The sequence below is a fragment of the Micromonospora sp. NPDC049240 genome (genome assembly GCF_040647835.1).
Taxonomy (GTDB): Bacteria; Actinomycetota; Actinomycetes; order Mycobacteriales; family Micromonosporaceae; genus Micromonospora.
In genome coordinates this window covers 188,144-209,870 of sequence record NZ_JBEZCX010000013.1, presented here as the reverse complement: position 1 = coordinate 209,870, position 21,727 = coordinate 188,144, and the positions used below count along the sequence as shown (strand labels likewise).

Below are 21,727 nucleotides of genomic sequence, written 5' to 3'. Positions count from 1 at the left end.
CGGTCGTCGGGATCTGCGTGACCTGCGGCAGGATTTGCAGATCATCTTCCAGGACCCGTACGCGTCGTTGAACCCGCGGCACACCGTCGGGCGGATCGTGGCGATGCCGTTGCAGGTCAACGGGATCACTCCGCCCGGCGGGGTCAAGCGGCGGGTGCAGGAGTTGCTGGAGCTGGTCGGGCTCAACCCGGAGCACTACAACAGGTATCCGCACGAGTTCTCCGGCGGGCAACGTCAACGCGTCGGTATCGCCCGCGCCCTCGCGCTGGAACCGAAGCTGATCGTCGCCGACGAGCCGGTCTCCGCTCTCGACGTCTCTATCCAGGCGCAGGTCATCAACCTGCTGCGCGGCCTGCAACGCGACCTGGACCTGGCGTTCGTGTTCATCGCCCACGACCTCGCCGTGATCCGTCACTTCTGCCACCGCGTCGCGGTCATGTACCTCGGCAGAATCGTCGAGATCGGTGACCGGGACGCCATCTACACCCGGCCGCAGCACCCCTACACCCGGGCGCTGCTGTCGGCCATCCCGGACGTCACCACCCTCGGCCCCGCCGGCCGCATCCGCCTCACCGGCGACGTCCCCACCCCCCTCAACCCGCCATCGGGCTGCCGCTTCCGCACCCGCTGCTGGAAAGCCACCGACCGCTGCGCCACCGAGACACCCGCACTGACCACCCGCGACGGCGGCACCCAACTCACCGCCTGCCACCACCCGGAGGCGGGCCCGGTGGCGGTCGGCGTCGCCGACGCCGCAGACGCGCAGGAGGTGACGGAATGAGCCTGTCCCCGGTCGAGGGCGTGGCCCTCGCCGAGATCGAGACGCCCGCCGACGGCGGTGAGCGGCGGGACGAGGAGTTCGTCGGCCGCTCGCCGGGCCAGCTCGCCCTGGCGCGGCTGCGCCGCGACCGCACCGCCCTGGTCAGCGGCGGTCTGCTCGTCTTCTTCGTGCTTGTCGCGCTGGCCGTGCCGCTGATCGAGGCGCTGTACGGGGTGGGGCCGAAGGAGCAGTTCCAGAGCCGCCTCGACGGCTACGGCATGCCGCTGGGCTATGCCGGCGGCGTCACCGGCGAGCACTGGTTCGGGCTGGAGCCCGGTCTCGGCCGCGACATCTTCATCCGGATGGTGCACGGACTGCGCACCTCGCTGTTCATCGCGTTCGCCGCGGCCGTGCTGACCGCCGCGATCGGCGTGACCCTGGGCACCCTGGCCGGCTACCTGGGCGGCTGGCTCGACTCGGTGATCAACTGGATCACCGACCTGACGCTGGCCATGCCGTTCCTGATCATCGCGCTGGCGCTGATGCCGACCGTGGCGTTGCGCTTCTACGGCCAGCGGGAGGCCGTGCCGGCGTACTTCCAGATCGGGGTGCTCATCGCGATCTTCGCGCTGTTCGGCTGGACCAGCACGGCCCGGCTGGTCCGGGGACAGATCATCGCGCTGCGCGAGCGGGAGTTCGTGGAGGCGGCGCGCGCCAGCGGCGCCGGGTTGGGGCACATGCTGTTCCGCCAGTTGCTGCCGAACGTCTGGGCGCCGATCCTGGTCGCCTTCTCGCTGGCGGTCCCGCAGTACATCACCAGCGAGGCGGCGCTGTCGTTCATCGGCGTCGGGCTGACGGACGCGACGCCGAGCTTCGGGCGGATGATCTACCGCAGCCTCGACTACCTCCAGACCGACCCGGCGTACGTCTTCTTCCCCGGCATCACGATCTTCGCGCTCGTGTTCGCCTTCAACCTCTTCGGCGACGCGCTGCGCGACGCGCTCGACCCGAAGTCGTCCCGGTAGGAGGCCGGCCATGACGCGTTTCCTCATCCGCCGGCTGCTGTCCGCCGCGCTCACGCTCTTCGCGGTCAGCGTGCTCAGCTTCCTGATGTTCTTCGCGCTGCCGCGTGACCCGGTGACCGGCATGTGCCCGAAGAACTGCAACCCGGAGCGGCTGGAGCGGGTCCGCCAGGAGTTGGGCCTGCGCGACCCGCTGATCAGCCAGTACGCCGGTTACATGAAGGGCATCGTCACCGGCCGGGACCTGGGCAGCGCCCAGGGCGGCCGGTGCGACGCGCCCTGTCTCGGCTGGTCGTACGTCTCCAACGAGGCGGTCTCGGACACCATCGCCCGGGTGCTGCCGGTGACGCTGAGCATCGTCATCCCGGCGGCGGTCCTGTGGCTGCTGCTCGGCGTCGGCCTCGGCATGCTCTCGGCGCTGCGCCGGGGAAGCTGGCTGGACCGGGCGGCGATCGGCTTCTCACTGACCGGCGCCTCGTTGCAGCTCTACTTCGTCGGCGCGGTGCTGCTCATCGTGTTCGTCTACAACCTGCGGCTGCTGCCGGTGCCGAGCTACACCTCGTTGTTCGACGATCCGCTCAGGTGGAGCAGTGGGCTGGTGCTGGCCTGGTTGGCGCTGGCCTTCCTCTTCTCCGCCATCTACGCCCGGCTGTCCCGGGCACAGATGCTGGAGACGCTGTCCGAGGACTTCGTCCGCACGGCGCGGGCCAAGGGCCTGGCCAAACGGACCGTCTACGGGCGGCACGCGCTACGGGCCGCGATCACGCCGGTGGTGACCATCGCCGGCCTGGACGTGGGCGGGGCGTTGGGCGGCACCGTGATCACCGAGACGACGTTCGGGCTCAACGGGATGGGCCGGACGGCGGTGGACGCGGTCCGCGCCGGTGACCTGCCGACCATCATGGCGACCGTGCTGATCGCGGCGGTCTTCGTGGTGCTGGCCAACGTGGTGGTGGACCTGCTCTACGCGGTGATCGATCCCCGGGTGCGGCTGGGCTGAGCCTCCGGGCTGCGCCTCCGGGCCGACGAAATTTATCGAGAACTGTTACACAACTCGTAGTTTTTTTTCTTTACGATCCTCGGGACGTCGGGCGATGCGCCAGGCGTACGGGTGGAGGAGGTAGAAGATGCGACCACGTGCAGCGGCCGCCGTCGGCGGCGCCATCGCACTGGTGGTGGGGCTGGGCGCCTGCTCGGAGAACACGGGCGAAGGCACCACTGTGGACGGCAACCGGCAGCAGACCGGCGTCATCGCGACCGACCCGAAGGACTCCCAGGGGCCCGCGGCGGAGGTGGACGGCGCGGCCAAGGGTGGCACGTTCACCATCATCCGGGAGACCCCCATCTCCCACCTGGACCCGCAGCGGACGTACTCGTTCGCCGGCCTGATGACCAACCCGCTCTTCGCCCGCTACCTGACCACCTGGAAGGACGACGGCAAGGGCGGCCTGGTGCTGGTCGGCGACCTGGCCGAGACCCCGGGCAAGAACGTCAACAACGACTGCAAGGTCTGGGAATTCACCATCAAGGACGGGGTGAAGTTCGAGGACGGCAGCCCGATCACCGCCAAGGAGATCGCGTACGGCATCGCCCGCTCCTTCGACCCGGACCTCACCGGCGGCCCGACCTACCTCCAGGAGTGGCTGGCCGACACCCCGCAGTTCGACACCAAGTGGGACTTCAAGAAGAACAAGACGTCGCTGCCGCCGGGCCTGACCACGCCGGACGACAAGACGCTGCGCTTCGAGTTCGCCAAGCCCCGCTGCGACCTGCCGTTCGCGGTCTCGCTGCCGACCACCGCGCCGCTCAAGCCGGAGCAGGACACCGGCGTCAACCTGGACCAGAAGCCGTTCTCGTCCGGCCCCTACAAGATTGCCAAGAACCAGGTGGGTGTCCAGCTCACGCTGGACCGCAACCCGAACTGGGACGCGAAGACCGACCCGGTCCGCCACCAGTACCCGGACCAGTTCGTGTGGACCTTCGGCCCGACCGCGGACGCCGCGAACAACCGGGTGATCGCCGACAACGGCGCCGACCAGAGCGCGCTGGCCTTCAACACGGTGCCGTCCTCGCTGGTCGCGAAGGTGGCCGGTGACCCGGCGCTGAAGACCCGGACGCTGCTCTCCCCGACGCCGAGCGCCAACCAGCTCGTGATCAACACGCAGCGGGTCAAGGACCTGAAGGTCCGCCAGGCGCTCAACTACGCGATCGACCGGGAGGGCCTGGTCAAGGCGCTCGGCGGCCAGACCGTCGCCCAGCCGATCACCACGCTGATGCCGCCGTCGACCATCGGCTACAAGGCGTACGACGCCTACCCGGCGGGCGCAACCGGCAACATGGAGAAGGCGAAGGAGCTGCTCGGCGGCCAGACGCCCGAGCTGGTCCTCGGCGTCGCCGACAACACCAACGAGCAGCAGATCGCGGTCCAGCTCAAGGGCAACCTGGAGCGCGCCGGCTTCAAGATCACTGTGCGGAACATCCCGGACGACTCGAAGCTGGACGAGGTCAAGAAGAAGAACAACCCCTGGGACCTCTACATCGGCAACTGGGCCGCGGACTGGCCCAGCGGCGCGTCGATCCTGCCGGTGCTCTACGACGGCCGCACCATCAAGGCCGAGGGCAACAGCAACTCGTCGTACTTCAACGACGACGCGATCAACGCCGAGATGGACCGGATCCTGGCCCTGCCCCCGACCGAGCAGGGCCCGGAGTGGGGCAAGCTCGACGAGCGGATCATGAAGGAGTTCGCGCCGGTGGTGCCGCTCTTCGTCGATGTGGCGTACAACGTGCACGGCTCGAAGGCCGGCGGTGTCTTCATCTCCTCCGTCTTCGGTTACCCGAACTTCGTCAACGCGTACGTCAAGCAGTAGCCCCCGGCCCTGAGTAAGGAGGGGCCCCTCTTAACACGTGTGTGTGAGAGGGGGCCCCTTCTCCACCTGAGGCGTTAACAGGGGGCCCCTCCTTACACCAGGTAGCGGCGGAGGAAGTCCAGCTCCAGGCGGAGCAGGCGCTCGGAGACGCCGCCGGCTGCCAGGTGACTCGCGCCGGTCAACGGCAGCACCGCGTGCGGGCGGCCGGTGGCCAGCAGCGCGGCGGAGAGCCGCAGCGTGTGCGCGGCCAGCACGTTGTCGTCGACCAGGCCGTGCACCAGCAGCATGGGCCGGGCGTCGGCCGGGGCGCCGAGCGGCTCGGCGGCCAGCTCCACCAGCGAGTGATGCGCGTAGACGTCCATGCCGTCCTCCGGCATGCCCAGGTACCGCTCGCTGTACGCGGTGTCGTACAGCGCCCAGTCGGTGACCGGCGCGCCCACGATCGCGCACTTGAACAGCTCCGGGTGGCGCAGCACCGCCAGGCCGGCGAGCCAGCCGCCGAACGACCAGCCCCGCACCGCCACCCGGTCCAGGTCCAGGTCGGGGTGTTTACCGGCGAGCGCGGTCAACGCGTCCACCTGGTCGGTCAGGATCACGTCCGCCACCCGGCGGTGGATCGCCTTCTCGAACGACGGCGCGATGCCGGGCGTGCCCCGGTTGTCCACCGTCACCACCGCGAAGCCCTGCTCGGCCCACCACTGCCGCTCCAGCCAGGCGCCGCGCGCCGCGACCACCTCCTGGTGGCCCGGCCCGCCGTAGACGTCCACCAGCACCGGCAGCCGGGTGCCCTTGACGTGCTCGGCCGGGTACAGCACCGCGCTGGGCAGCCGCCGGTCGGTCACCCGCACCAGCGTCGGGCGCGGCGCGTACGAGCAGGTGGCGGCCAGCGAACGCAGCTCACCCACCGCACGGTCGCCGTGCCACACCCGCCAGCGGACCCCCGCGTACTCCAGCGAGGCGGTCCCCACCGCCAGCGTGGCCCCGCCGATGGCGGCGGTGTGCCAACCCGGGTCGCTGCCCATCCGGCGGGCGTCCATCCCGCCGCCGATGGTGGTCCGCACCCGGTAGAGGTGGCGTTGGCTCGGTTCGCCCTCACTCGCCTCGACCAGCAGGTCGGCGGCCGTGTCGGGGCCGGCCGGCAGCCGCCCGACCACCCGCCGCACGTACAGCGAGGGCGGGGTCAGCAGCGTGCCGTCGGCGAACAGGCAGCGGGCGTCGTACCCGTCGTGGGCCAGCTCGCCGCCGACCAGCACCCGCCCGTCGGGCAGGTGCGCCGGGGTGCCCGGGACCGGTTCCACCCAGCGCGGGTCGGCCAGCTCGGCGTGCACCTGCGTCTCCCCGGTACGCGGGTCCACCGCGAGCACCAGCCCGTGCTGCTGGGAGCGGCGCAGCACCGTGATCAGCGGCCCGCCGTCCGCCCACTCCACCGCGCTCAGGTAGGGGTAGGTCTCCCGGTCCCAGTGCACGTCGACCCAGCCGCCGTCGAGGTCGAGCAGGTGCAGGCTGACCTCCGCGTTCGGGCCGCCCGCCACCGGGTACGCCAGCGACGTCGGCGGGGTCGCCGGCTCGGCCGGGTCGTGCAGGTACCACCGGGGCAGGCGGGACTCGTCGACCCGGGCGGCCAGCACCGCGCGCCCGTCCGGGGCCCACCAGTAGCCCCGGTACCGGTGGAACTCCTCGGCCGCGATGTGCTCGGCCAGCCCCCAGGTCACGCCGCTGTCCTCGCCGGCGAGCAGGTTGTCCGTGCCGTCCGGCTCGACCACCCGGAGCTGACCCCGGCGGACGCCGTCGGCGGCGTCGGTGACGTAGGCCAGCCGCTCGCCCGTCGGGTCCGGACGCGGATCGATCACCGGACCGACGGTGGTCACCTCGACCACGTCGCCGTGCCGCAGGTCGGCCCGGAACAGCCGCCCGGCCAGCGCGAACGCGGCCACCCGGCCGGTCGCGTCCAGCGCGTACCCGCCGATGCCGCCGGCGCTGAGCCGCAGCCGCTCGCGCAGCGCCCGCTCGCCGGGGGCCGGTCGGGCCGGCTCCGCTTCCGTGCCGAGCAGCACCGCCGGGTCGGCGACCAGGCGTTCCTCGCCGGTGTCGACGTCGAGCAGCCAGAGCGCGTCGGCCGGGTCCTCCGGGCCCGCGGAACGCAGGAAGAGCACCCGGGAGCCGTCACCGGCGACGGTCACGGCGCGCGGCGCCCCCAGGCTGAACCGACGGGTACGGGCGGCCAGCTCGGGAAAGTCCACGCCTGCAGATCGTAGGCGGGCACCGGGCGTGATGTGGCCGACCTGGGCGGACGCATGACCGTCGGACGGGCAGGACCGCCGGTTAGAGTGACGGGCGTGACGACGCTGCCCGACCGACGCCTGCTGCTGGTCCACGCGCACCCCGACGACGAGTCGATCGGCACCGGCGCGACGATGGCGCACTACGCCGCCGCCGGCGCCCACGTCACGCTGGTGACCTGCACGCTGGGTGAGGAGGGCGAGATCCACGTGCCGGCGCTGGCCGGGCTCGCCGCGGCCGAGGCCGACCAGCTCGGCGGCTACCGCATCGGCGAGCTGACCGCGGCCTGTGCCGCGCTCGGCGTCACCGACCACCGGTTCCTCGGCGGCGCGGGCCGCTACCGCGACTCCGGGATGATGGGGATGGCCACCAACGAGCACCCGCGGGCGTTCTGGGGGGCCGACCTGGACGCCGCCGCCGGGCACCTGCTGGAGGTGATCCGCGAGGTCCGCCCCCAGGTCGTGGTCACGTACGACCCGAACGGCTTCTACGGCCATCCCGACCACATCCAGGCGCACCGGGTGACGATGCGGGCGGTGGAGCTGGCGGCGGCCGAGGGGACCGCCCCGGCGAAGGTCTACTGGACGGCCATGCCGCGCAGTGTGCTCGACGCCGGCCTGGAGGCGTTCACCGAGTCGTCGGACAATCCCTTCGCCGGCATCTCCAGCGCCGACGAGCTGCCGTTCGGGACGCCGGACGCGCAGATCGCGGCGCGGGTCGACGCCACCGAGCAGCACGCCGCCAAGGAGGCGGCGATGCGCGCCCACGCCACGCAGATCCCGGCCGACTCCTGGCTCTACGCGATCGCCGGCAACTTCGGCGCCGAGTTCATGGGGGTGGAGTACTTCACGCTCGCGGTCGGCGAGAAGGGGCCCGGCGGCGGCCGGTACGGCTGGGAGGACGACCTGTTCGCCGGGCTGGCGCTGGACGGGTCGGACCGTGCCCCGGTCGCGGCCGGTCTCCGGTGACGTCGCCCGCCGCGCCCGTGTCGGTCCTTCCGGAGCAGCAGCCGCCCGCACCGCCCAGCGCGGCGGAGCGGGCGCTGGACCGCGCGCTGCGGGTGGCCGGCGGGGTGGTGTCGGTCTGGGCCGGCGCGCTGTTCGCGCTGCTCGATCTGATCTTCGCCACCTGGGCCTGGGCGGCGGTGCAGGGCCGGTCCGGGGGCGCACAGGCGCTTGTCGGCATCGGCCTCGCGGTCGCCGGGATCGCCGCGGTGGCGGCGTCGACGGTGCTGCTGGGCTGGTTCGCGCACCTGTCGACGGGCAGCCGGTGGGGGGTGGCGCTGGCCGCGCTGCCGTGGTTCCTGGTGATCGTCGTGGGCGGGTTCCGGACCACCGAGGGCGATCTGGCGCTCGCCGGCGACAACGTGCTCGGCCTGGCGCTGATCGTCTCCGGCGCGGTCACCTTCGCGGTGCTCGGCTTCCGGCACGTGGTGACGCCGCCGCCGGTGGACCGCTGAGGTGCTGACGCCGCACAGTCGGCGGTGGTAGACATTCCTGCCAGAGGCTCGCCGCCGGGGCGGGCGGTACGTGCGGGAGGCGTGCGATGGGTCAGCGGTGGCGTGCGGTCGGGGTGCTGACGGCCGCGTTGTTCGCGGTCAACGTGGTGGCCCGGCTGGTCATCAAGTTCGCCTTCCCGGACGACGACACCGCCGCCAGTCGGGTCTCGCTGGTGATGTTCCTGGCGATCGGTCTCATCCTGGCCGGCGTGTCGTTCCGCTGGGGTGCCGGCCGGCCGGTCGGGCACTGGGCCGGTGACCTGGCCGTCGCGGTGGTGGCGGCGCTGGCGCTGACCGTCTTCGTCGGCCCGCTGCTGGTCGGGGAGAACCCGTTCGGCGGGGGCGCCGGCCTGTTCTTCGCCCAGATCTGGCTCTACCTCGCGGCCACCGCGGCCGGGGTGCTGGTCGGCTACCTGACGCTCACCGCGCTGGGCCGTGACTTCCGCTCCCGCCAGCTCAAGCGGTACGCCGAGCTGAAGGCGTCCCGGCCCCGCCGGATCGTCCGCCGCTGACGTCAGGGCGCCACCCGGGTCAGATAGGTGTGGTGGGTGGTGAAGCCGAGCCGGTGGTAGAGCGCCACCGCGCCGACGTTGCGCTGCTCGACCTGGAGGAACGCCCGGGTGGCCCCCTCGGCCGCGGCCCAGCCGGCCAGTGCGCGGACGACCGCGGCGGCGTACCCGCGCCGGCGGGCCTCCGGCAGCACTTCGAGCAGGCTCACGCCGAGCCACCGCCCCCCGCCGGTGACGGTGCCGCGCCCGACCGCGAGCAGTCGGCCGTCGACACGTAGCTCGGCGAAGCGGATCCGGTCCACGGCGGTGAGCACGTGCCGCGCGGCCTCCGGGAGCCCGCCCTTGCGGTCGGCGGCGATCGCCAGCCAGTCGTCGGTGGGCGCGACGGCCAGCGCCACCGGCGGCAGGTCGGCGGTGGGCGGCGGATCGGTCCGCTCCGGCGCGGTCGCGTCCGGCGTCGACACGGGCGGCGGGGCGGTCAGGGTGGTGAGCGGCACGGTCTGGACCAGCACCGGCGGGCGGGCCGTCCAGCCGCGCGCGTCGAGTTCCGCGCCGACCGGGGCGGCCAGCGGCAGCGGCGTGTTCACCAGGGCCGGCTGGCCGAGGTCGGCGTACCAGCGCTGCACCGCGTCCAGCGCCGCCGGCAGCGGCCGGTCGGGGTCGCCGATCGGGAGCGCGCTGTTCGCCCGGCCGGTCCAACCGGCCGCGGAACGCAGCCGCCAGTCGCCGAGCCGGCCGCGAACCGGGGCCGGCCACGCCTCATCGCTTGCGCTTTCCAGGTCGACCACGGCGACGGCGGTCGGCCGGCGAGCCGGTGGCACCCGCTTCGCCCGGTGCACCTCACCGACCGGCACGCGGAGCGGGCCACCGGCTGTGACCAGCGTAATGTGCGTCTCGCTCAGCTCGACCAGCTCGCCGAGCGCGTCGGAGAACAGCGGCCGGCCCTCCCGGATCCCCACGATCCGGCGGACTACGATCCGGTGTCCCACATCCTGCTGTCGGAGCACGATCGACCTCCTCCCCGGCGAGATACTAGGCTCTTACCGTTGCGGATGATCGCGACGAGTCTTGCGGAGGAGAAGACCGGTGACCTACATCATCGCCGAGCCGTGCGTGGATGTGCTCGACAAGGCATGCATCGAGGAGTGCCCGGTCGACTGCATCTACGAGGGCAATCGGATGCTCTACATCCACCCCGACGAGTGCGTCGACTGTGGGGCCTGCGAGCCGGTCTGCCCGGTGGAAGCGATCTTCTACGAGGACGACGTGCCGGAGCAGTGGAAGGACTACACCGGCGCGAACTACGAGTTCTTCGAGGACCTGGGTTCGCCCGGGGGCGCCTCCAAGATCGGCAAGGTGGAGAAGGACGCCACCTTCGTCGCCGCGCAGCCGCCGCGCGGCGAGGACCACTGATCCGGTCCGCGCCGGTTTCGGCACGGCTGCCCGAGTTCACCTGGGACACGCTGGACGCCGCGGCCGCCACGGCCGCGGCGCACCCGGACGGTCTCATCAACCTCTCCATGGGTACGCCTGTCGACCCGGTGCCACCGCTGATCCGGCAGGCGCTGGCCGACGCGTCGGACGCGCCCGGCTACCCGCTGACCGCGGGCACGCCCGCCCTGCGGGACGCGATCGCGGCCTGGGTGGCCCGGGCCTGCGGCGCGGGCGTCGACGGGTTGGGTGTGCTGCCGACCATCGGCTCCAAGGAGCTGGTGGCCTGGCTGCCGACGCTGCTCGGGCTCGGCCCCGGTGACGTGGTCGTGGTGCCGACCGTCGCGTACCCGACGTACGAGGACGGGGCCCGGCTGGCGGGCGCCACGACGGTGCGCAGCGATTCGTTGACCGCGCTCGGCCCGGACCCCCGGGTCCGCCTGGTCTGGGTGAACTCGCCTGGCAACCCGACCGGGCGGGTGCTGCCCGCCGCCCACCTGCGCAAGGTGGTCGAGTGGGCCCGGGAGCGCGGCGCGGTGGTCGCCAGCGACGAGTGCTACCTGCCGCTGGGCTGGGACGCCGAGCCCGTCTCGGTGCTGTCCCCGCAGGTGTGCGGCGGGGACTACGCGGGCGTGCTGGCGGTGCACTCGCTCTCCAAGCGCTCCAACCTGGCCGGCTACCGGGCCGGGTTCGTGGCCGGTGACCCGGCGCTGGTGGCCGAGCTGCTCAAGGTGCGTAAGCACGCCGGGATGATCGTGCCGGCACCGGTGCAGGCCGCCATGGTGGCCGCGCTCGGCGACCAGGCGCACGCCGACGCCCAGCGGGAGCGCTACCGGGTGCGGCGGGAGAAGCTGCGGGCCGCGTTCACCGGCGCCGGCTTCACGGTCGAGCACTCCGAGGCCGGGCTCTATCTCTGGCTGACCCGCGACGAGGACTGCTGGGACACGGTCGACTGGTTGGCCCGGCGGGGCATCCTGGTGGCCGCCGGCGTCTTCTACGGCCCGGCCGGCGCCCGACACGTCCGGGTGGCCCTGACCGAGTCCGACGCGCACGTCGACGCGGTAACCGCCCGCTTGAAAGGCGGGGCCCCCGCTTAACGTTTCCGGTAGAGGCGGGGCCCCCGCTTGACACCGTGCGCCCCGCTGGCGTGCCGGGCGATATCCTCGGCGGGACTTCCCGCGGGGCCACCCGGGCTCCGCCGACGACGCGGACCCGAGGTGCACCGATGGTGGGCGAGGCGGGCGGGCTGGCACGCGCGGCGGTGGTCGGCACCGGGCTGATCGGCGGCTCGATCCTGCTCCGGCTCCGCGACACCGGGCTCGACGTCGCCGGCTGGGATCCGGATCCGGCCGTCCGGGGGCAGCTACGCGAGCGGGGCGTCGCGGTCACCGGGACCGTCGAGGAGGCGGTGGCCGGCCGGGACGTGGTGTTCGTCTGCGGCCCGCTGCCCACGCTGCCCACCACGCTGGCCCGGGTGGCCGCCGCCACCGACGACCGGTGCGTGCTCACGGACGTGGGCAGCGTCAAGGCGGAGGTGGCCACCGCCGCGACCGCGCAGGGGCTCGGGCACCGCTTCGTGCCGGGTCACCCGATGGCCGGCGCGGACCGGGCCGGGCTCGGCGCGGCCGGCCCGGAACTGCTCGACGGCGCGGCCTGGGTGCTCTGCCCGGGTCCCACCGGGCTGACCGCGTTCCGGCGGCTGGCCGCGCTGCTCGTCGACGTCTTCCGCGCCCGGGTGGTGCCGATGTCCGCGCCGGAGCACGACGCCGCCGCCGCGCTCGCGTCACACGTGCCGCACGTGCTCGCCGGCGCGCTGGCCGGCACGGTGCAACGCTCGGCGCTGCGGAACGCGGTGCTGGCGCTGGCCGCCGGCAGCTTCTCCGACGGCACCCGGGTCGCCGGGGGGCCGCCCGAGCGGACCGCGAACATGCTGCTCGGCAACCGGGACCGGGTGCTCGCCGAGCTGACCGGCGTCGGTGACTTCCTGACCGAGCTGACCGCCGCGTTGCGGGCCGGGGACGCCGAGTCGCTGGCCGGCCGGCTGGCCGAGGGGCGGACGGCGCGCGCCGCGCTGCGCGGCCGGGAGTTCGGCACGCACCGCCGGGAGTTCCCGGCCGAGGCGCACCACGCCGGCGAGCTGGCCTACCTCCGGGAGCTGGGCGCGGCGGGCGGTCACCTGACCGGGTGCCGGGTGACGGCCGGCGCGGTCGGGTACACCGCGCACCTGCCGGCCACCCCGCCGTTAGGCTGAGCGGCATGGCGGACGCACCGGTCGTGGCGGTACGCGGCGAGGCGTACCGGGAGGTCGCTCCCGAGCTGGCCCGGTTCACGGTGACGGCGGCGGTGCGGGACCGCGACCGGGAGACCACGCTGACCCGGCTGGCCGAGCGGGCCGCCGCGGTGCGGGCGCTGCTCGACGCCGCCGGGCCGACGGTGGCGCGGCGGGAGACCGGTCAGGTCAACGTCTGGCCAGTGACCAGGCGCTCGGGTGACCGGGTGGTGGCCTACCAGGGCAGCGTGAGCACCACGGTCACCGTCACCGACTTCAGCGCGCTCGGCGAGCTGATGCTCCGCCTGGCCGACCACGAGCAGGTGGAGGTGGCCGGTCCGGTGTGGTCGCTGCGGCCGGACAGTCCGGCGTACCGGGAGGTGCGGCACGCCGCGATCGCGGACGCGCTGGCCCGGGCCCGGGAGTACGCGGAGGCCCTCGGCGCCCGGGTCACCGCGCTGCGGGAGTTGGCCGACACCGGCCTGACCGCGGCCCCGCCGATGCTGGCCAAGGCGGCGTACGCCCGGTCCGGCGAGTCCGTGCCGGAGCTGGAGCTGGATCCGGCGCCGCAGCCGGTGCACGCGGCGGTCGAGGCGCGGTTCACCATCAGCGACCCGGTGCTCGGCTGATGCCGCCGGCCCAGGTGTTGCCGCTGGCCGAGCTGGTCGCCCGGGCGCGGACGCTCGCCGGGGACGGCCCGCGGCAACTGCTCGGCATCGCCGGCGCGCCCGGCGCGGGCAAGTCCACGCTGGCGGAGCGGATCGTCGCCGAGGTGGGCCCGGCCGCCCGGCTGGTGCCGATGGACGGCTTCCACCTGGCCGGGTCGGCGTTGAACCGGCTGGGCCGGGCGGCGCGCAAGGGCGCGCCGGACACGTTCGACGTCAACGGCTTCGTCGCGACGCTGCGCCGGTTGCGGCGGCTGGAGCCGACCTCGGTGTGGGCGCCGGAGTTCCGCCGCGACCTGGAGGAGCCGGTCGCCGGGGCGATCGAGGTGCCGCCCGAGGTGCGGCTGGTGGTCACCGAGGGCAACTACCTGCTGCTGCGGGACGACCCGTGGGAGGAGGTGCGGTCGCTGCTGCACCAGGCCTGGTTCCTCGACCTGGACGCCGAGCTGCGGCTGCGCCGCCTCACCGCCCGGCACCAGGCGTACGGGAAGTCCGCGGAGCAGGCCCGCGCCTGGGCGCTCGGCAGCGACGAGGAGAACGCCCGGCTGGTCGCCGGCACGGCCGGGCACGCCGACCTGGTGGTCCGGCTGGCCGAACCGCCGCCGGCGTGACGGCGCCATCCGGCGCGGACCGGCGCGGCGCCACCGACCGGTGACGCCGGTCGGGACGACGCCGGTTCGGCGACGCCGGCCGGGGTGACGACGGCGGGCCGTGGTGTCAGCCGACGCCGGGCCGGGGTGCGGGCACGCTCCGGCGCAGCAGGCGGGCCACCACGGCTCGTTCACGGGCGAACTCGACCGCCTCCGGGTAGCCGCTGTGGCTGCGGATCGGCGGGTCGGCCACCTCGCCGCCGGTCGGGTGCAGCGCCTCCGGGTCGGCCACCGCCACGTCCCGCTGCCCGGCGCTGACCTGCCAGCCGAGCGGGTCGGTGTCCCGCCAGAAGTTCGTCCAGGCGACGTGGCCGCCGGGCCAGGTGACCGCCCGGGCCAGCGTGCGCAGCCGCTCCGGCCCGAAGTAGGACGGGAAGATCCGGCCGTAGAGCCGGGTGAGCTGGCAGCCGTAGGAGAAGAACCAGGTGCGCCGCCGCCACCGGTGGGGCAGGTGCAGCAGCACCGCGGCGCAGATGACGGTGCCCTGGCTGTGCCCGGAGAGGATCACGCCGTCCATCCGGTCCGGGTGGTGGGGCGGCAGCGCCAGCAGCCCGGCGACCCGGGTCTGGAGTTCCGGTACGGCGCGTTCGGCGTAGCTGGGCGGGGCGAGCGGGTGTGCGGCCCGCGGCCAGAACGTGCACACGTCCCAGACCACGCCGACCGAGCGGCGGACCGAGTCGGTGCGGTAGACCATCAGCCCGAGCGCGCTCGTCACCACCGGCAGCCAGCCGAGCACCGCGTCGCCGAGTTCGGCGGCCCAGTGGATCGCGGTCTGCCACCCGGCCGGGGACAGCGGGCTGGGCCGGTGGCCGGAGAGCGCGGCGGCGCAGCACAGGATGATCAGGAGCGCGGCCCCGGCCGCGAACCAGCCGATCAGCCGGACCGCGTGCTCGCCCACCAGGCGGTGCAGCGCCCGGTAGGTGCTGACGTCGCGGCAGCGACGCAGGTCGTGCGCGGAGAGGCCGTCGGCGGCGGTCAGCCGCGCGTACTCGACGCGGCGCAGCCGGTGCAGCAGGTGGGCGGCGCGGACCAGCAGCCCGAGCAGGAGGACCAGCCCGATGACGCAGGCCAGCCCGGCCCAGAAGACGGCGAGCGGCGGCACCACGCGCCCCGCGCCGGCGGGGTCGACCGGCCCGTCGAGCCGCTCACTGACCCAGTAGAGCAGTCCCGCGCAGTACGCGACCGCCATCATCCAGCCGAACCCGGCGATGACGGCCGGCGCGCAGCCGTGCCAGGCGAGCCCGGTGTACGCGCCGAGCGGCTGGGTCGGCACGGCGGGCCGCAGGCGTGGCATGAGCAGCCCGGCGATGGCCAGCGCGATGGCCGGGCCGACGAGCATCCAGGTGTGCAGCCCGGCCGGCGCGGCCGGCAGGCCGGGCAGGCCGCGTTCGATCCAGGCCACCCCGAGCGGCAGCAGCACGGCGGCGGCGGCCGGCCCGGCGAGCGCCCGCCGGCCGGAGCGGTTCGCCGCGCCGATGGCCACCAGCAGCAGCACCTGGTAGGTGACGAGCCAGGCGAGCGCGGTCTCGTAGCCGGGCAACGGTCGGGCGGCGCGGCAGCCGGCGAGGTCCGGGACCGCCGGGCAGCCGACCGGTGGCCGGTACGTCGCCAGTGGACGGCCGGCCGGGCCGTCCGGAAGCAGGAGGAGGACGAACGTGCCGACCAGCCCGAGCGCGGTGAGCACGGCCACCGCGATGCTCCACCGGCCGAGTGGGGTGGCGCCCTGGCGACGGGTCAGCCAGGGGCGGCCGACCGCTACCACGGCGATCGTCACCACGGCGACGAACAGCGCCACGGTCGGCCAGGCGACCGCGGCCCGCAGTCCGCGGGGCGGGTCCATCAGCAGCACCGCGGCGACCGGCACGGCGGCGGCGGTCACCGCCCCGGTGCACAGGTGCAGCACCGCGGCGCGGCGCAGTTGCCCCTCCCCGTTCCAGAAGGTCGGGTCCTGCAACGGGTTCTCCAGCGGTTCCGGCGGTTCGGCCTGGTCCGGGCGGGCGCGGGGCTCGGCCGGCATCTCCGCCTCGTACTGGTAGGTGCGCCAGGCGACCAGCCCGATCGCGCCCAGCACGAGGAGCGGCAGCAGCAGCCCGAGGGCCAGCGCCCGGGTGTCCCGGCGCCACCAGGCGTTGCCGAGGAACTCCCACGGGCCGGGGAGTTGGCCCAGGCACTCGCGGCCCACGCACTGCCAGCCGATGAGGTCGACGCCGATCCCGGTCACGGCGATGACCAGGGTGCAGGTCAGGCTGAGGCAGAACAGCCGGATGAGCCAGGCGGTGATGCCGGAGCGGCTGGCCCAACGCTCCCGGTCCGGGTCCGCCGGGATGCCGGCCCGGGCGTGCAGCGCGACGTTCGCCAGCGCGAAGGGCAGCAGCAGCGTCCAGAGCGCGCGTTCGATGTCCCGCCGGGTCCGCGCGCCGGAGGTCAACTTCCCCCAGCTGTACGCCTCGACGCTGATCGGGTCGTCCCGGGCGGCCCGGGTGGAACGGTAGAAACCGGTCACCTGTCCGCCGGCGACCAGCTCCGGTTGGGGGCCGTCACCGCCCGGCCCGGGGTCGAGGCCCAGCAGTTGGTCCGGCGGGGTGTTGGACACCCCGTGCACCCGTAGTTCCAGCACGCGCTCCATCGCGGCCTCCCCAGAGTGAGCATCTCACTACCCAGAGTGCATGCTGATTCGGGGATCCGCATCCCCCCGAGGGGTTGTTTCGGCAGCTCAGGGGTCAGGACACCGGTTTTGTCGGCCGGGCCGGGTTACCCACCGCCACCACGTTCGCCGGCAGGTCCCGGGTCACCACCGCGCCGGCGCCGACCACCGTGTTCTCGCCGATGGTCACGCCGGCGAGCACGATCACGCCGCCGCCGAGCCAGACGTTGTCGCCGATGGTGATCGGCTTCGCCGCCTCCCACTTGGCCCGGCGCGCCTCCGGCTCCACCGGGTGGGTGGCGGTGAGGAGCTGCACGTTCGGTCCGATCTGGACGTCGGCGCCGATGGTGATCCGGGCGACGTCGAGGAAGACCGCGTTGAAGTTGACGAAGGTACGCGGCCCGAGGTGGGTCTGGAAGCCGTAGTCGCAGTGGAACGGCGGGCGGACCCAGGCGTCCTCGCCGAGCGTGCCGAGCAGTTCGCGCAGCGCGGCGAGGCGGCCCTGCGGGTCGTCGGCGTCGCTGCGGTTGAAGCGTTCGGTGAGTCGGGCGGCGCGGTCCAGGTCGGCGACGATCGCGGGGTCGTCGGCGAGGTACAGCTCGCCGGCCAGCATTCGGTCCCTCATGGCGCTCATCGGTGGATCATCCCCGGTCCGGTCGCCCGAGGGGAACCGGTTCGGTCGGATAGGCGACTTCCGATTGCATACCCGGTATGCAATTCTGATAACCCGCATCGATGTGCTTCCTGTCGATGAAACGCTCACCGAGGAGAAAAGGTTGCCCCAGAACCGCCGAAGACTGGCCGCGCTCGGCCTCACCCTGGGCCTGGCGCTCGGCCTGCCCGTGCCCGCCCACGCCACCACGTCGGCGGCCCCGACCGGTACGCCCGCCCCGACCGGGTCGTCGACCCGGCCGGCCACCGTCACCCTGATCACCGGTGACCAGGTCACCGTCGCCGCCGGCGGTCGCGCCGCGGTCCGCCCCGGCGCCGGTCGCGCCAAGCTCCAGTTCGTGGTCCGCCGCGAGCACACCGGCCTCAGCGTGATCCCCCAGGACGCGTTGGCGCTGATCCGTTCCGGCCGGCTCGACCGGCGACTGTTCGACGTCACCGGCCTGATCGCGGCCGGCTACGACGACGCGCACCGCGACACCGTGCCGTTGCTGGTGTCGTACCGGCCGGGGGTGGCCCGGCGGGCGGCGGCCCCGCTCGCCGGCACCCGGGTGATCCGCGACCTGCCGGCGATCGGCGGCGCGGCGCTCACCGCGACCAAGGCCGACACCGGCTCGCTCTGGCGGGCGGTCGCCGCGGACCGCTCCGGCGCCCGGCTCGACGCGGCGGGGGGTGTCGACCGGATCTGGCTGGACGGGCGGCGGCGGCTGACGTTGGACCACAGCGTGCCGCAGATCGGCGCGCCGGCCGCGTGGGCCGCCGGATACACCGGCAAGGGCGTGAAGGTCGCGGTGCTCGACACCGGCGTCGACCTCACCCACCCGGACCTGGCCGGCAAGGTCGCCGAGTCGCGCAACTTCAGCGAGGAGGCCGACCCGGACGACATCGTCGGGCACGGCACCCACGTCGCCTCGATCATCGCCGGCAGCGGCGCCGCCTCCGGCGGGAAGTACCGGGGCGTCGCCCCGGACGCCACACTGCTGTCCGGAAAGGTCTGCGAGCAGTACGGCTGCACCGAGTCGGCGATCCTGGCCGGCATGCAGTGGGCCGCGGCCGAGCAGCACGCCACCGTGATCAACATGAGCCTGGGTGGCTTCGACACCCCGGAGGTCGACCCGCTGGAGCAGGCGGTCGAGTCGCTCACCGCGCAGACCGGCTCGCTCTTCGTGGTCGCCGCCGGAAACGACGGCGCCGACGGCTCGGTCGGCTCGCCGTCCACCGCCGACGCCGCGCTGTCGGTCGGCGCCGTCGACCGCAACGACGAACTGGCCGACTTCTCCAGCCGCGGGCCGCGGGTCGGCGACGGGGCGATCAAGCCGGACATCACCGCGCCCGGCGTGGACATCGTGGCCGCCCGCGCCGCGCACGGCCAGATCGGCGACCCGGTGGGGGACCGGTACGTCTCCCTCTCCGGCACCTCGATGGCGACCCCGCACGTGGCCGGCGCGGTGGCGCTGATCGCCCAGCAGCACCCGGGCTGGAACGCCGGCCGCTACAAGGCCACGCTGATGGCCTCGGCCCGGCCGCACCCCGAGCAGACCGCGTTCCAGCAGGGCGCCGGTCGGGTCGACGTGGCGCACGCGATCACCGAGCAGGTGACAAGCGAACCGTCCTCGGTCTCGTTCGGCGTCGCGGTCTGGCCGCATGCCGACGACAAGCCGATCAGCCGGACCGTCACCTACCGCAACGGCGGCACGACCCCGCTCACGCTGGAGCTGAGCGCCGGGTTCACCGGCCCGGGCGGGCGGTCCGCACCGGCCGGGATGCTCACCCTCAGCGCCTCCCGCCTCACCGTCCCGGCCGGCGGCACCGCCCAGGTCACCGTCGTGGTGGACACCCGGCTCGGCGGCGCCGACGGGTACTGGACCGGCCGGCTGACCGCCCGGTCCGGCGACACCGTCGCGGTCACCCCGCTGGCGGTCAACCGGGAGGTGGAGAGCTACGACCTGACGCTCACCCACCGCAACCGGGCCGGCTCGCTCACCGGTGACTTCTACACCACGCTGATCGGGCTCGACGACGGCGCGACCCGGGACGTGTTCGACGCCGACGGCGAGGCCACGATCCGGGTGCCCAAGGGCCGGTACGGCGTGCAGAGCCTGCTCTTCGTGGACGGCGACGAGGGCTGGTCGGAGATCTCCATGCTCACCCAGCCGGAGCTGGTGGTGACCGGGAACCAGCGGCTCACCCTGGACGCCCGGCGGGCGAAGCCGGTCCGCACCACCGTGCCGCAGCGCGGCGCGGCCCCGCTGCTGATCGACTTCACCGCAGCCTGGAACTTCGGCGACTACTACGCCAGCTTCGGGCTCTGGACCGACCGCTTCGACGGCCTCTACTCGGCCCAGCTCGGTCGCAGCGTCTCGGACCAGGTCTTCGTCGGCTCGCTGGCCAGCCAGTGGACCGAAGCGACCGCGCCGGAGCGCAGCCCGTACTTCTACGGGCTGAGTGACGTGTTCCCCGGCCGGTTCCCGACCGGCTTCGTCCGGCACTACCAGCCGGCCGACCTGGCGCACGTCACCAGCCGCTTCGCGAACGGCTACGCGGGGCTGGAGAACGAGCGGATCGTGTACCCGGAGCCCGACTACAACATGGGCGGCTCGGCGATCGTCGTGCCGGTCCAGGCGCCCGGCCGGCGGATCGAGCACCTGAGCACCACCCGGACCCGCTGGAACTTCGAGCAGGACTTCGGCAAGCGCGACGAGGAAGGCTGGCTGGACACGCAGGCGATCCTGGAGTCCGGGCCGACCCGCTACCAGGCTGGCCGCGCCTACGCCGAGGTCTGGAACAACGCGCCGTACGGCCCGTCCTTCGTGCCGCAGCCGCGCTTCCCCGAGCTGGGCATCACCCGCACCGGGAACGCCGTCCTGGTCGCGCTGCCGACGCACAGCGACGCGTCCGGGCACCCGGGCTACTCGCTCACCGACACCGCACGCACCGCGCTCTACCGCAACGGCAAGCTGGTCGGTGAAGAGGCCAACGCCGGATACGGCGAGTTCGAGGTGCCCCCCGGCGTCGCGAACTACCGGCTGGAGACCGTGACGACGCGCAGCTTCACGGACCTGAGCACCGAGGTCGCGGCGAGCTGGACGTTCCGCTCGAAGCGGGTGCCGGGCGAGCAGCCGGCCCGGTTGCCGGCGATGGCGGTCCGGTTCACCCCGTCGCTCACGGCGGACGGCACCGCGCCGGCCGGCCGCACGTTCACCGTCCCGGTGGCGGTGCAGCGCCAGCCCGGCGCACCGGCCGGCACGGTCGCGGCGCTCACCGTCGACGTCTCCTACGACGGCGGGAAGACGTGGCGGAAGGCGCCGCTGAAGAAGCAGGGCGGCGGGTGGACGGCGACCGTCGTGCACCCGGCCGGCCCCGGCTACGTGTCGCTGCGGGCCTCGGCCCGCGACGACGCCGGCAACACGGTCACCCAGCGGATCATCCAGGCGTACCGCCTGCGGTGAACCGGCCGTCCGGGTCCGTGGCGGTCGCGCCACGGACCCGGACGGGACGGGCTAGTCGTTGGCGTGCAGGGCGGCGTTCAGCTCGATGCCCCGGCCGGTGCGCGGCCTCGCCTCCAGCGCGCCGGTCACCGAGTTGCGCCAGAACAGCAGCCCGTCCACGCCGGACAGCTCGCGGGCCTTGACCACCCGGCCGTCCGGGAGGGTGATCTTGGAGGCCGCGGTGATGTAGCAGCCGGCCTCCACCACGCAGTCGTCGCCGAGCGAGATGCCGACGCCCGCGTTCGCGCCGACCAGGCTCCGCTCGCCGATCCGGACCCGGTCCTTGCCGCCGCCGGACAGCGTGCCCATGATCGAGGCGCCGCCGCCGACGTCGGAGCCGTCACCGACCACCACACCCTGCACGATCCGCCCCTCGACCATCGAGGTGCCCAGCGTGCCGGCGTTGAAGTTGACGAAGCCCTCGTGCATGACAGTGGTGCCGGCGGCCAGGTGCGCGCCGAGCCGGACCCGGTCCGCGTCGGCGATCCGCACCCCGCCCGGCACCACGTAGTCGGTCATCCGGGGGAACTTGTCCACCCCGTACACGACCAGGTGGCGGCCGGCGGCCCGCTCGATCACCCGCAGCTCGTCCACCCGCTCCGGCGGGCACGGCCCGGCCGAGGTCCAGGCCACGTTGGCCAGCTTGCCGAAGACGCCGTCGAGGTTCAGCTCGTTGGGCCGCACCAGGCGGTGGGAGAGCAGGTGCAACCGGAGGTACGCGTCGGCCGCGTCCTTGATCGGATCGTCGAGCGAGCCGATCACCGTGGTCACCTCGACGGTACGCAGACCGGGCAGCGCCCGCTCGCCGACCGCGCCCGGCGGCAGGTCGAGCACGTCGGCCCGGTCCTCCCCGGGCACCAGGGGCAGCTCGCCGAGGCCCAGCTTGCCGGTCGGGTACCAGGTGTCGAGCACCTGGTCGTCGGCGGTGACGGTGGCCAGGCCGATGCCCCAGGCGGATGGTGCGGACGTCAC

Annotated in this window: 18 protein-coding genes; 13 read left to right on the top strand and 5 right to left on the bottom strand. The window is 73.8% G+C overall.

The window, feature by feature from the left end:
* The 4 genes from AB0B02_RS21630 to AB0B02_RS21615 all read left to right on the top strand — a co-directional run.
* The coding region (locus AB0B02_RS21630; RefSeq protein WP_357302825.1) for an oligopeptide/dipeptide ABC transporter ATP-binding protein at positions 1–781 on the top strand (781 nt) is incomplete at its 5' end.
* Positions 778–1,785, top strand: coding sequence for an ABC transporter permease (locus AB0B02_RS21625; protein ID WP_281937878.1), 1,008 nt, complete (start codon positions 778–780; stop codon positions 1,783–1,785). The genes AB0B02_RS21630 and AB0B02_RS21625, both read left to right, overlap by 4 nt.
* A gap of 10 nt (positions 1,786–1,795) precedes the next feature.
* The gene (locus AB0B02_RS21620) at positions 1,796–2,782 is read left to right on the top strand and encodes an ABC transporter permease (protein WP_281937876.1); all 987 of its coding nucleotides are present in this window, start codon (positions 1,796–1,798) and stop codon (positions 2,780–2,782) included.
* Positions 2,783–2,909: 127 nt separating this feature from the next.
* Positions 2,910–4,652 (top strand): ABC transporter substrate-binding protein, encoded by a 1,743-nt coding sequence (locus AB0B02_RS21615; protein WP_357302822.1) that lies wholly within the window; start codon positions 2,910–2,912, stop codon positions 4,650–4,652.
* Positions 4,653–4,744: 92 nt separating this feature from the next.
* Here AB0B02_RS21615 and AB0B02_RS21610 read toward each other — a convergent pair whose 3' ends face one another.
* Positions 4,745–6,892 carry a prolyl oligopeptidase family serine peptidase gene (locus AB0B02_RS21610; protein WP_357302819.1) on the bottom strand — a complete coding sequence of 716 codons (2,148 nt, stop codon included), beginning with the start codon at positions 6,890–6,892 and terminating at the stop codon, positions 4,745–4,747.
* An 87-nt stretch (positions 6,893–6,979) separates the two neighbouring features.
* Between AB0B02_RS21610 and mshB the strand changes: the two genes are divergently transcribed.
* The 3 genes from mshB to AB0B02_RS21595 all read left to right on the top strand — a co-directional run bounded on the left by mshB (position 6,980) and on the right by AB0B02_RS21595 (position 8,942).
* The gene (gene mshB / locus AB0B02_RS21605; protein WP_281937870.1) at positions 6,980–7,900 is read left to right on the top strand and encodes an N-acetyl-1-D-myo-inositol-2-amino-2-deoxy-alpha-D-glucopyranoside deacetylase; all 921 of its coding nucleotides are present in this window, start codon (positions 6,980–6,982) and stop codon (positions 7,898–7,900) included.
* A complete protein-coding gene (locus AB0B02_RS21600; RefSeq protein WP_357302814.1) occupies positions 7,897–8,391 on the top strand; it encodes a hypothetical protein in 495 nt (164 codons plus the stop codon). Before mshB ends, AB0B02_RS21600 begins: the two co-directional genes overlap by 4 nt.
* Before the next feature lie 86 nt (positions 8,392–8,477).
* Positions 8,478–8,942: a hypothetical protein gene (locus AB0B02_RS21595; protein ID WP_281937866.1), complete on the top strand. Its 465-nt coding sequence runs from the start codon at positions 8,478–8,480 to the stop codon at positions 8,940–8,942.
* A gap of 2 nt (positions 8,943–8,944) precedes the next feature.
* Here AB0B02_RS21595 and AB0B02_RS21590 read toward each other — a convergent pair whose 3' ends face one another.
* Positions 8,945–9,946, bottom strand: coding sequence for a GNAT family N-acetyltransferase (locus tag AB0B02_RS21590; RefSeq protein WP_357302811.1), 1,002 nt, complete (start codon positions 9,944–9,946; stop codon positions 8,945–8,947).
* A gap of 79 nt (positions 9,947–10,025) precedes the next feature.
* On the opposite strand from AB0B02_RS21590, the gene fdxA reads away from it, so the two are divergent.
* The 5 genes from fdxA to AB0B02_RS21565 all read left to right on the top strand — a co-directional run bounded on the left by fdxA (position 10,026) and on the right by AB0B02_RS21565 (position 13,915).
* Complete coding sequence (fdxA, locus tag AB0B02_RS21585) at positions 10,026–10,352, top strand: ferredoxin (protein WP_107077162.1); 327 nt, start codon at positions 10,026–10,028, stop codon at positions 10,350–10,352.
* Positions 10,349–11,467 (top strand): succinyldiaminopimelate transaminase, encoded by a 1,119-nt coding sequence (gene dapC / locus AB0B02_RS21580; RefSeq protein ID WP_357302847.1) that lies wholly within the window; start codon positions 10,349–10,351, stop codon positions 11,465–11,467. The genes fdxA and dapC overlap by 4 nt, the downstream gene beginning before the upstream one ends.
* Before the next feature lie 128 nt (positions 11,468–11,595).
* Complete coding sequence (locus AB0B02_RS21575; protein WP_357302807.1) at positions 11,596–12,621, top strand: prephenate dehydrogenase/arogenate dehydrogenase family protein; 1,026 nt, start codon at positions 11,596–11,598, stop codon at positions 12,619–12,621.
* Positions 12,622–12,626: 5 nt separating this feature from the next.
* Positions 12,627–13,268 carry an SIMPL domain-containing protein gene (locus AB0B02_RS21570; protein WP_107162089.1) on the top strand — a complete coding sequence of 214 codons (642 nt, stop codon included), beginning with the start codon at positions 12,627–12,629 and terminating at the stop codon, positions 13,266–13,268.
* Entirely contained in the window at positions 13,268–13,915 is a 648-nt protein-coding gene (locus AB0B02_RS21565; RefSeq protein ID WP_281937857.1) for a nucleoside/nucleotide kinase family protein, read from the top strand. The genes AB0B02_RS21570 and AB0B02_RS21565 overlap by 1 nt, the downstream gene beginning before the upstream one ends.
* A 106-nt stretch (positions 13,916–14,021) precedes the next feature.
* Here the strand turns inward: AB0B02_RS21565 and AB0B02_RS21560 are convergent, their stop codons facing one another.
* Positions 14,022–16,580, bottom strand: coding sequence for a hypothetical protein (locus AB0B02_RS21560; protein WP_281937855.1), 2,559 nt, complete (start codon positions 16,578–16,580; stop codon positions 14,022–14,024).
* Positions 16,581–16,674: 94 nt separating this feature from the next.
* Entirely contained in the window at positions 16,675–17,232 is a 558-nt protein-coding gene (locus AB0B02_RS21555) for a sugar O-acetyltransferase (protein ID WP_281937853.1), read from the bottom strand.
* A 142-nt stretch (positions 17,233–17,374) separates the two neighbouring features.
* Between AB0B02_RS21555 and AB0B02_RS21550 the strand changes: the two genes are divergently transcribed.
* Positions 17,375–20,716: a S8 family serine peptidase gene (locus AB0B02_RS21550; RefSeq protein ID WP_357302802.1), complete on the top strand. Its 3,342-nt coding sequence runs from the start codon at positions 17,375–17,377 to the stop codon at positions 20,714–20,716.
* Between the two features lie 51 nt (positions 20,717–20,767).
* Here the strand turns inward: AB0B02_RS21550 and dapD are convergent, their stop codons facing one another.
* On the bottom strand, positions 20,768–21,727 hold the full coding sequence (dapD, locus tag AB0B02_RS21545) for a 2,3,4,5-tetrahydropyridine-2,6-dicarboxylate N-succinyltransferase (protein ID WP_281937851.1): 960 nt from the start codon (positions 21,725–21,727) through the stop codon (positions 20,768–20,770).

What these genes read in the sequence shown, in the direction of transcription:
- AB0B02_RS21625 (WP_281937878.1), top strand. Translation starts at nt 778, where the DNA reads ATGAGCCTGTCCCCGGTCGAGGGCGTGGCCCTCGCCGAGATCGAGACG.
- AB0B02_RS21620 (WP_281937876.1), top strand. Translation starts at nt 1,796, where the DNA reads ATGACGCGTTTCCTCATCCGCCGGCTGCTGTCCGCCGCGCTCACGCTC.
- AB0B02_RS21615 (WP_357302822.1), top strand. Translation starts at nt 2,910, where the DNA reads ATGCGACCACGTGCAGCGGCCGCCGTCGGCGGCGCCATCGCACTGGTG.
- AB0B02_RS21595 (WP_281937866.1), top strand. Translation starts at nt 8,478, where the DNA reads ATGGGTCAGCGGTGGCGTGCGGTCGGGGTGCTGACGGCCGCGTTGTTC.
- AB0B02_RS21575 (WP_357302807.1), top strand. Translation starts at nt 11,596, where the DNA reads ATGGTGGGCGAGGCGGGCGGGCTGGCACGCGCGGCGGTGGTCGGCACC.
- AB0B02_RS21570 (WP_107162089.1), top strand. Translation starts at nt 12,627, where the DNA reads ATGGCGGACGCACCGGTCGTGGCGGTACGCGGCGAGGCGTACCGGGAG.
- AB0B02_RS21565 (WP_281937857.1), top strand. Translation starts at nt 13,268, where the DNA reads ATGCCGCCGGCCCAGGTGTTGCCGCTGGCCGAGCTGGTCGCCCGGGCG.
- AB0B02_RS21560 (WP_281937855.1), bottom strand. Translation starts at nt 16,580, where the DNA reads ATGGAGCGCGTGCTGGAACTACGGGTGCACGGGGTGTCCAACACCCCG.
- AB0B02_RS21555 (WP_281937853.1), bottom strand. Translation starts at nt 17,232, where the DNA reads ATGAGCGCCATGAGGGACCGAATGCTGGCCGGCGAGCTGTACCTCGCC.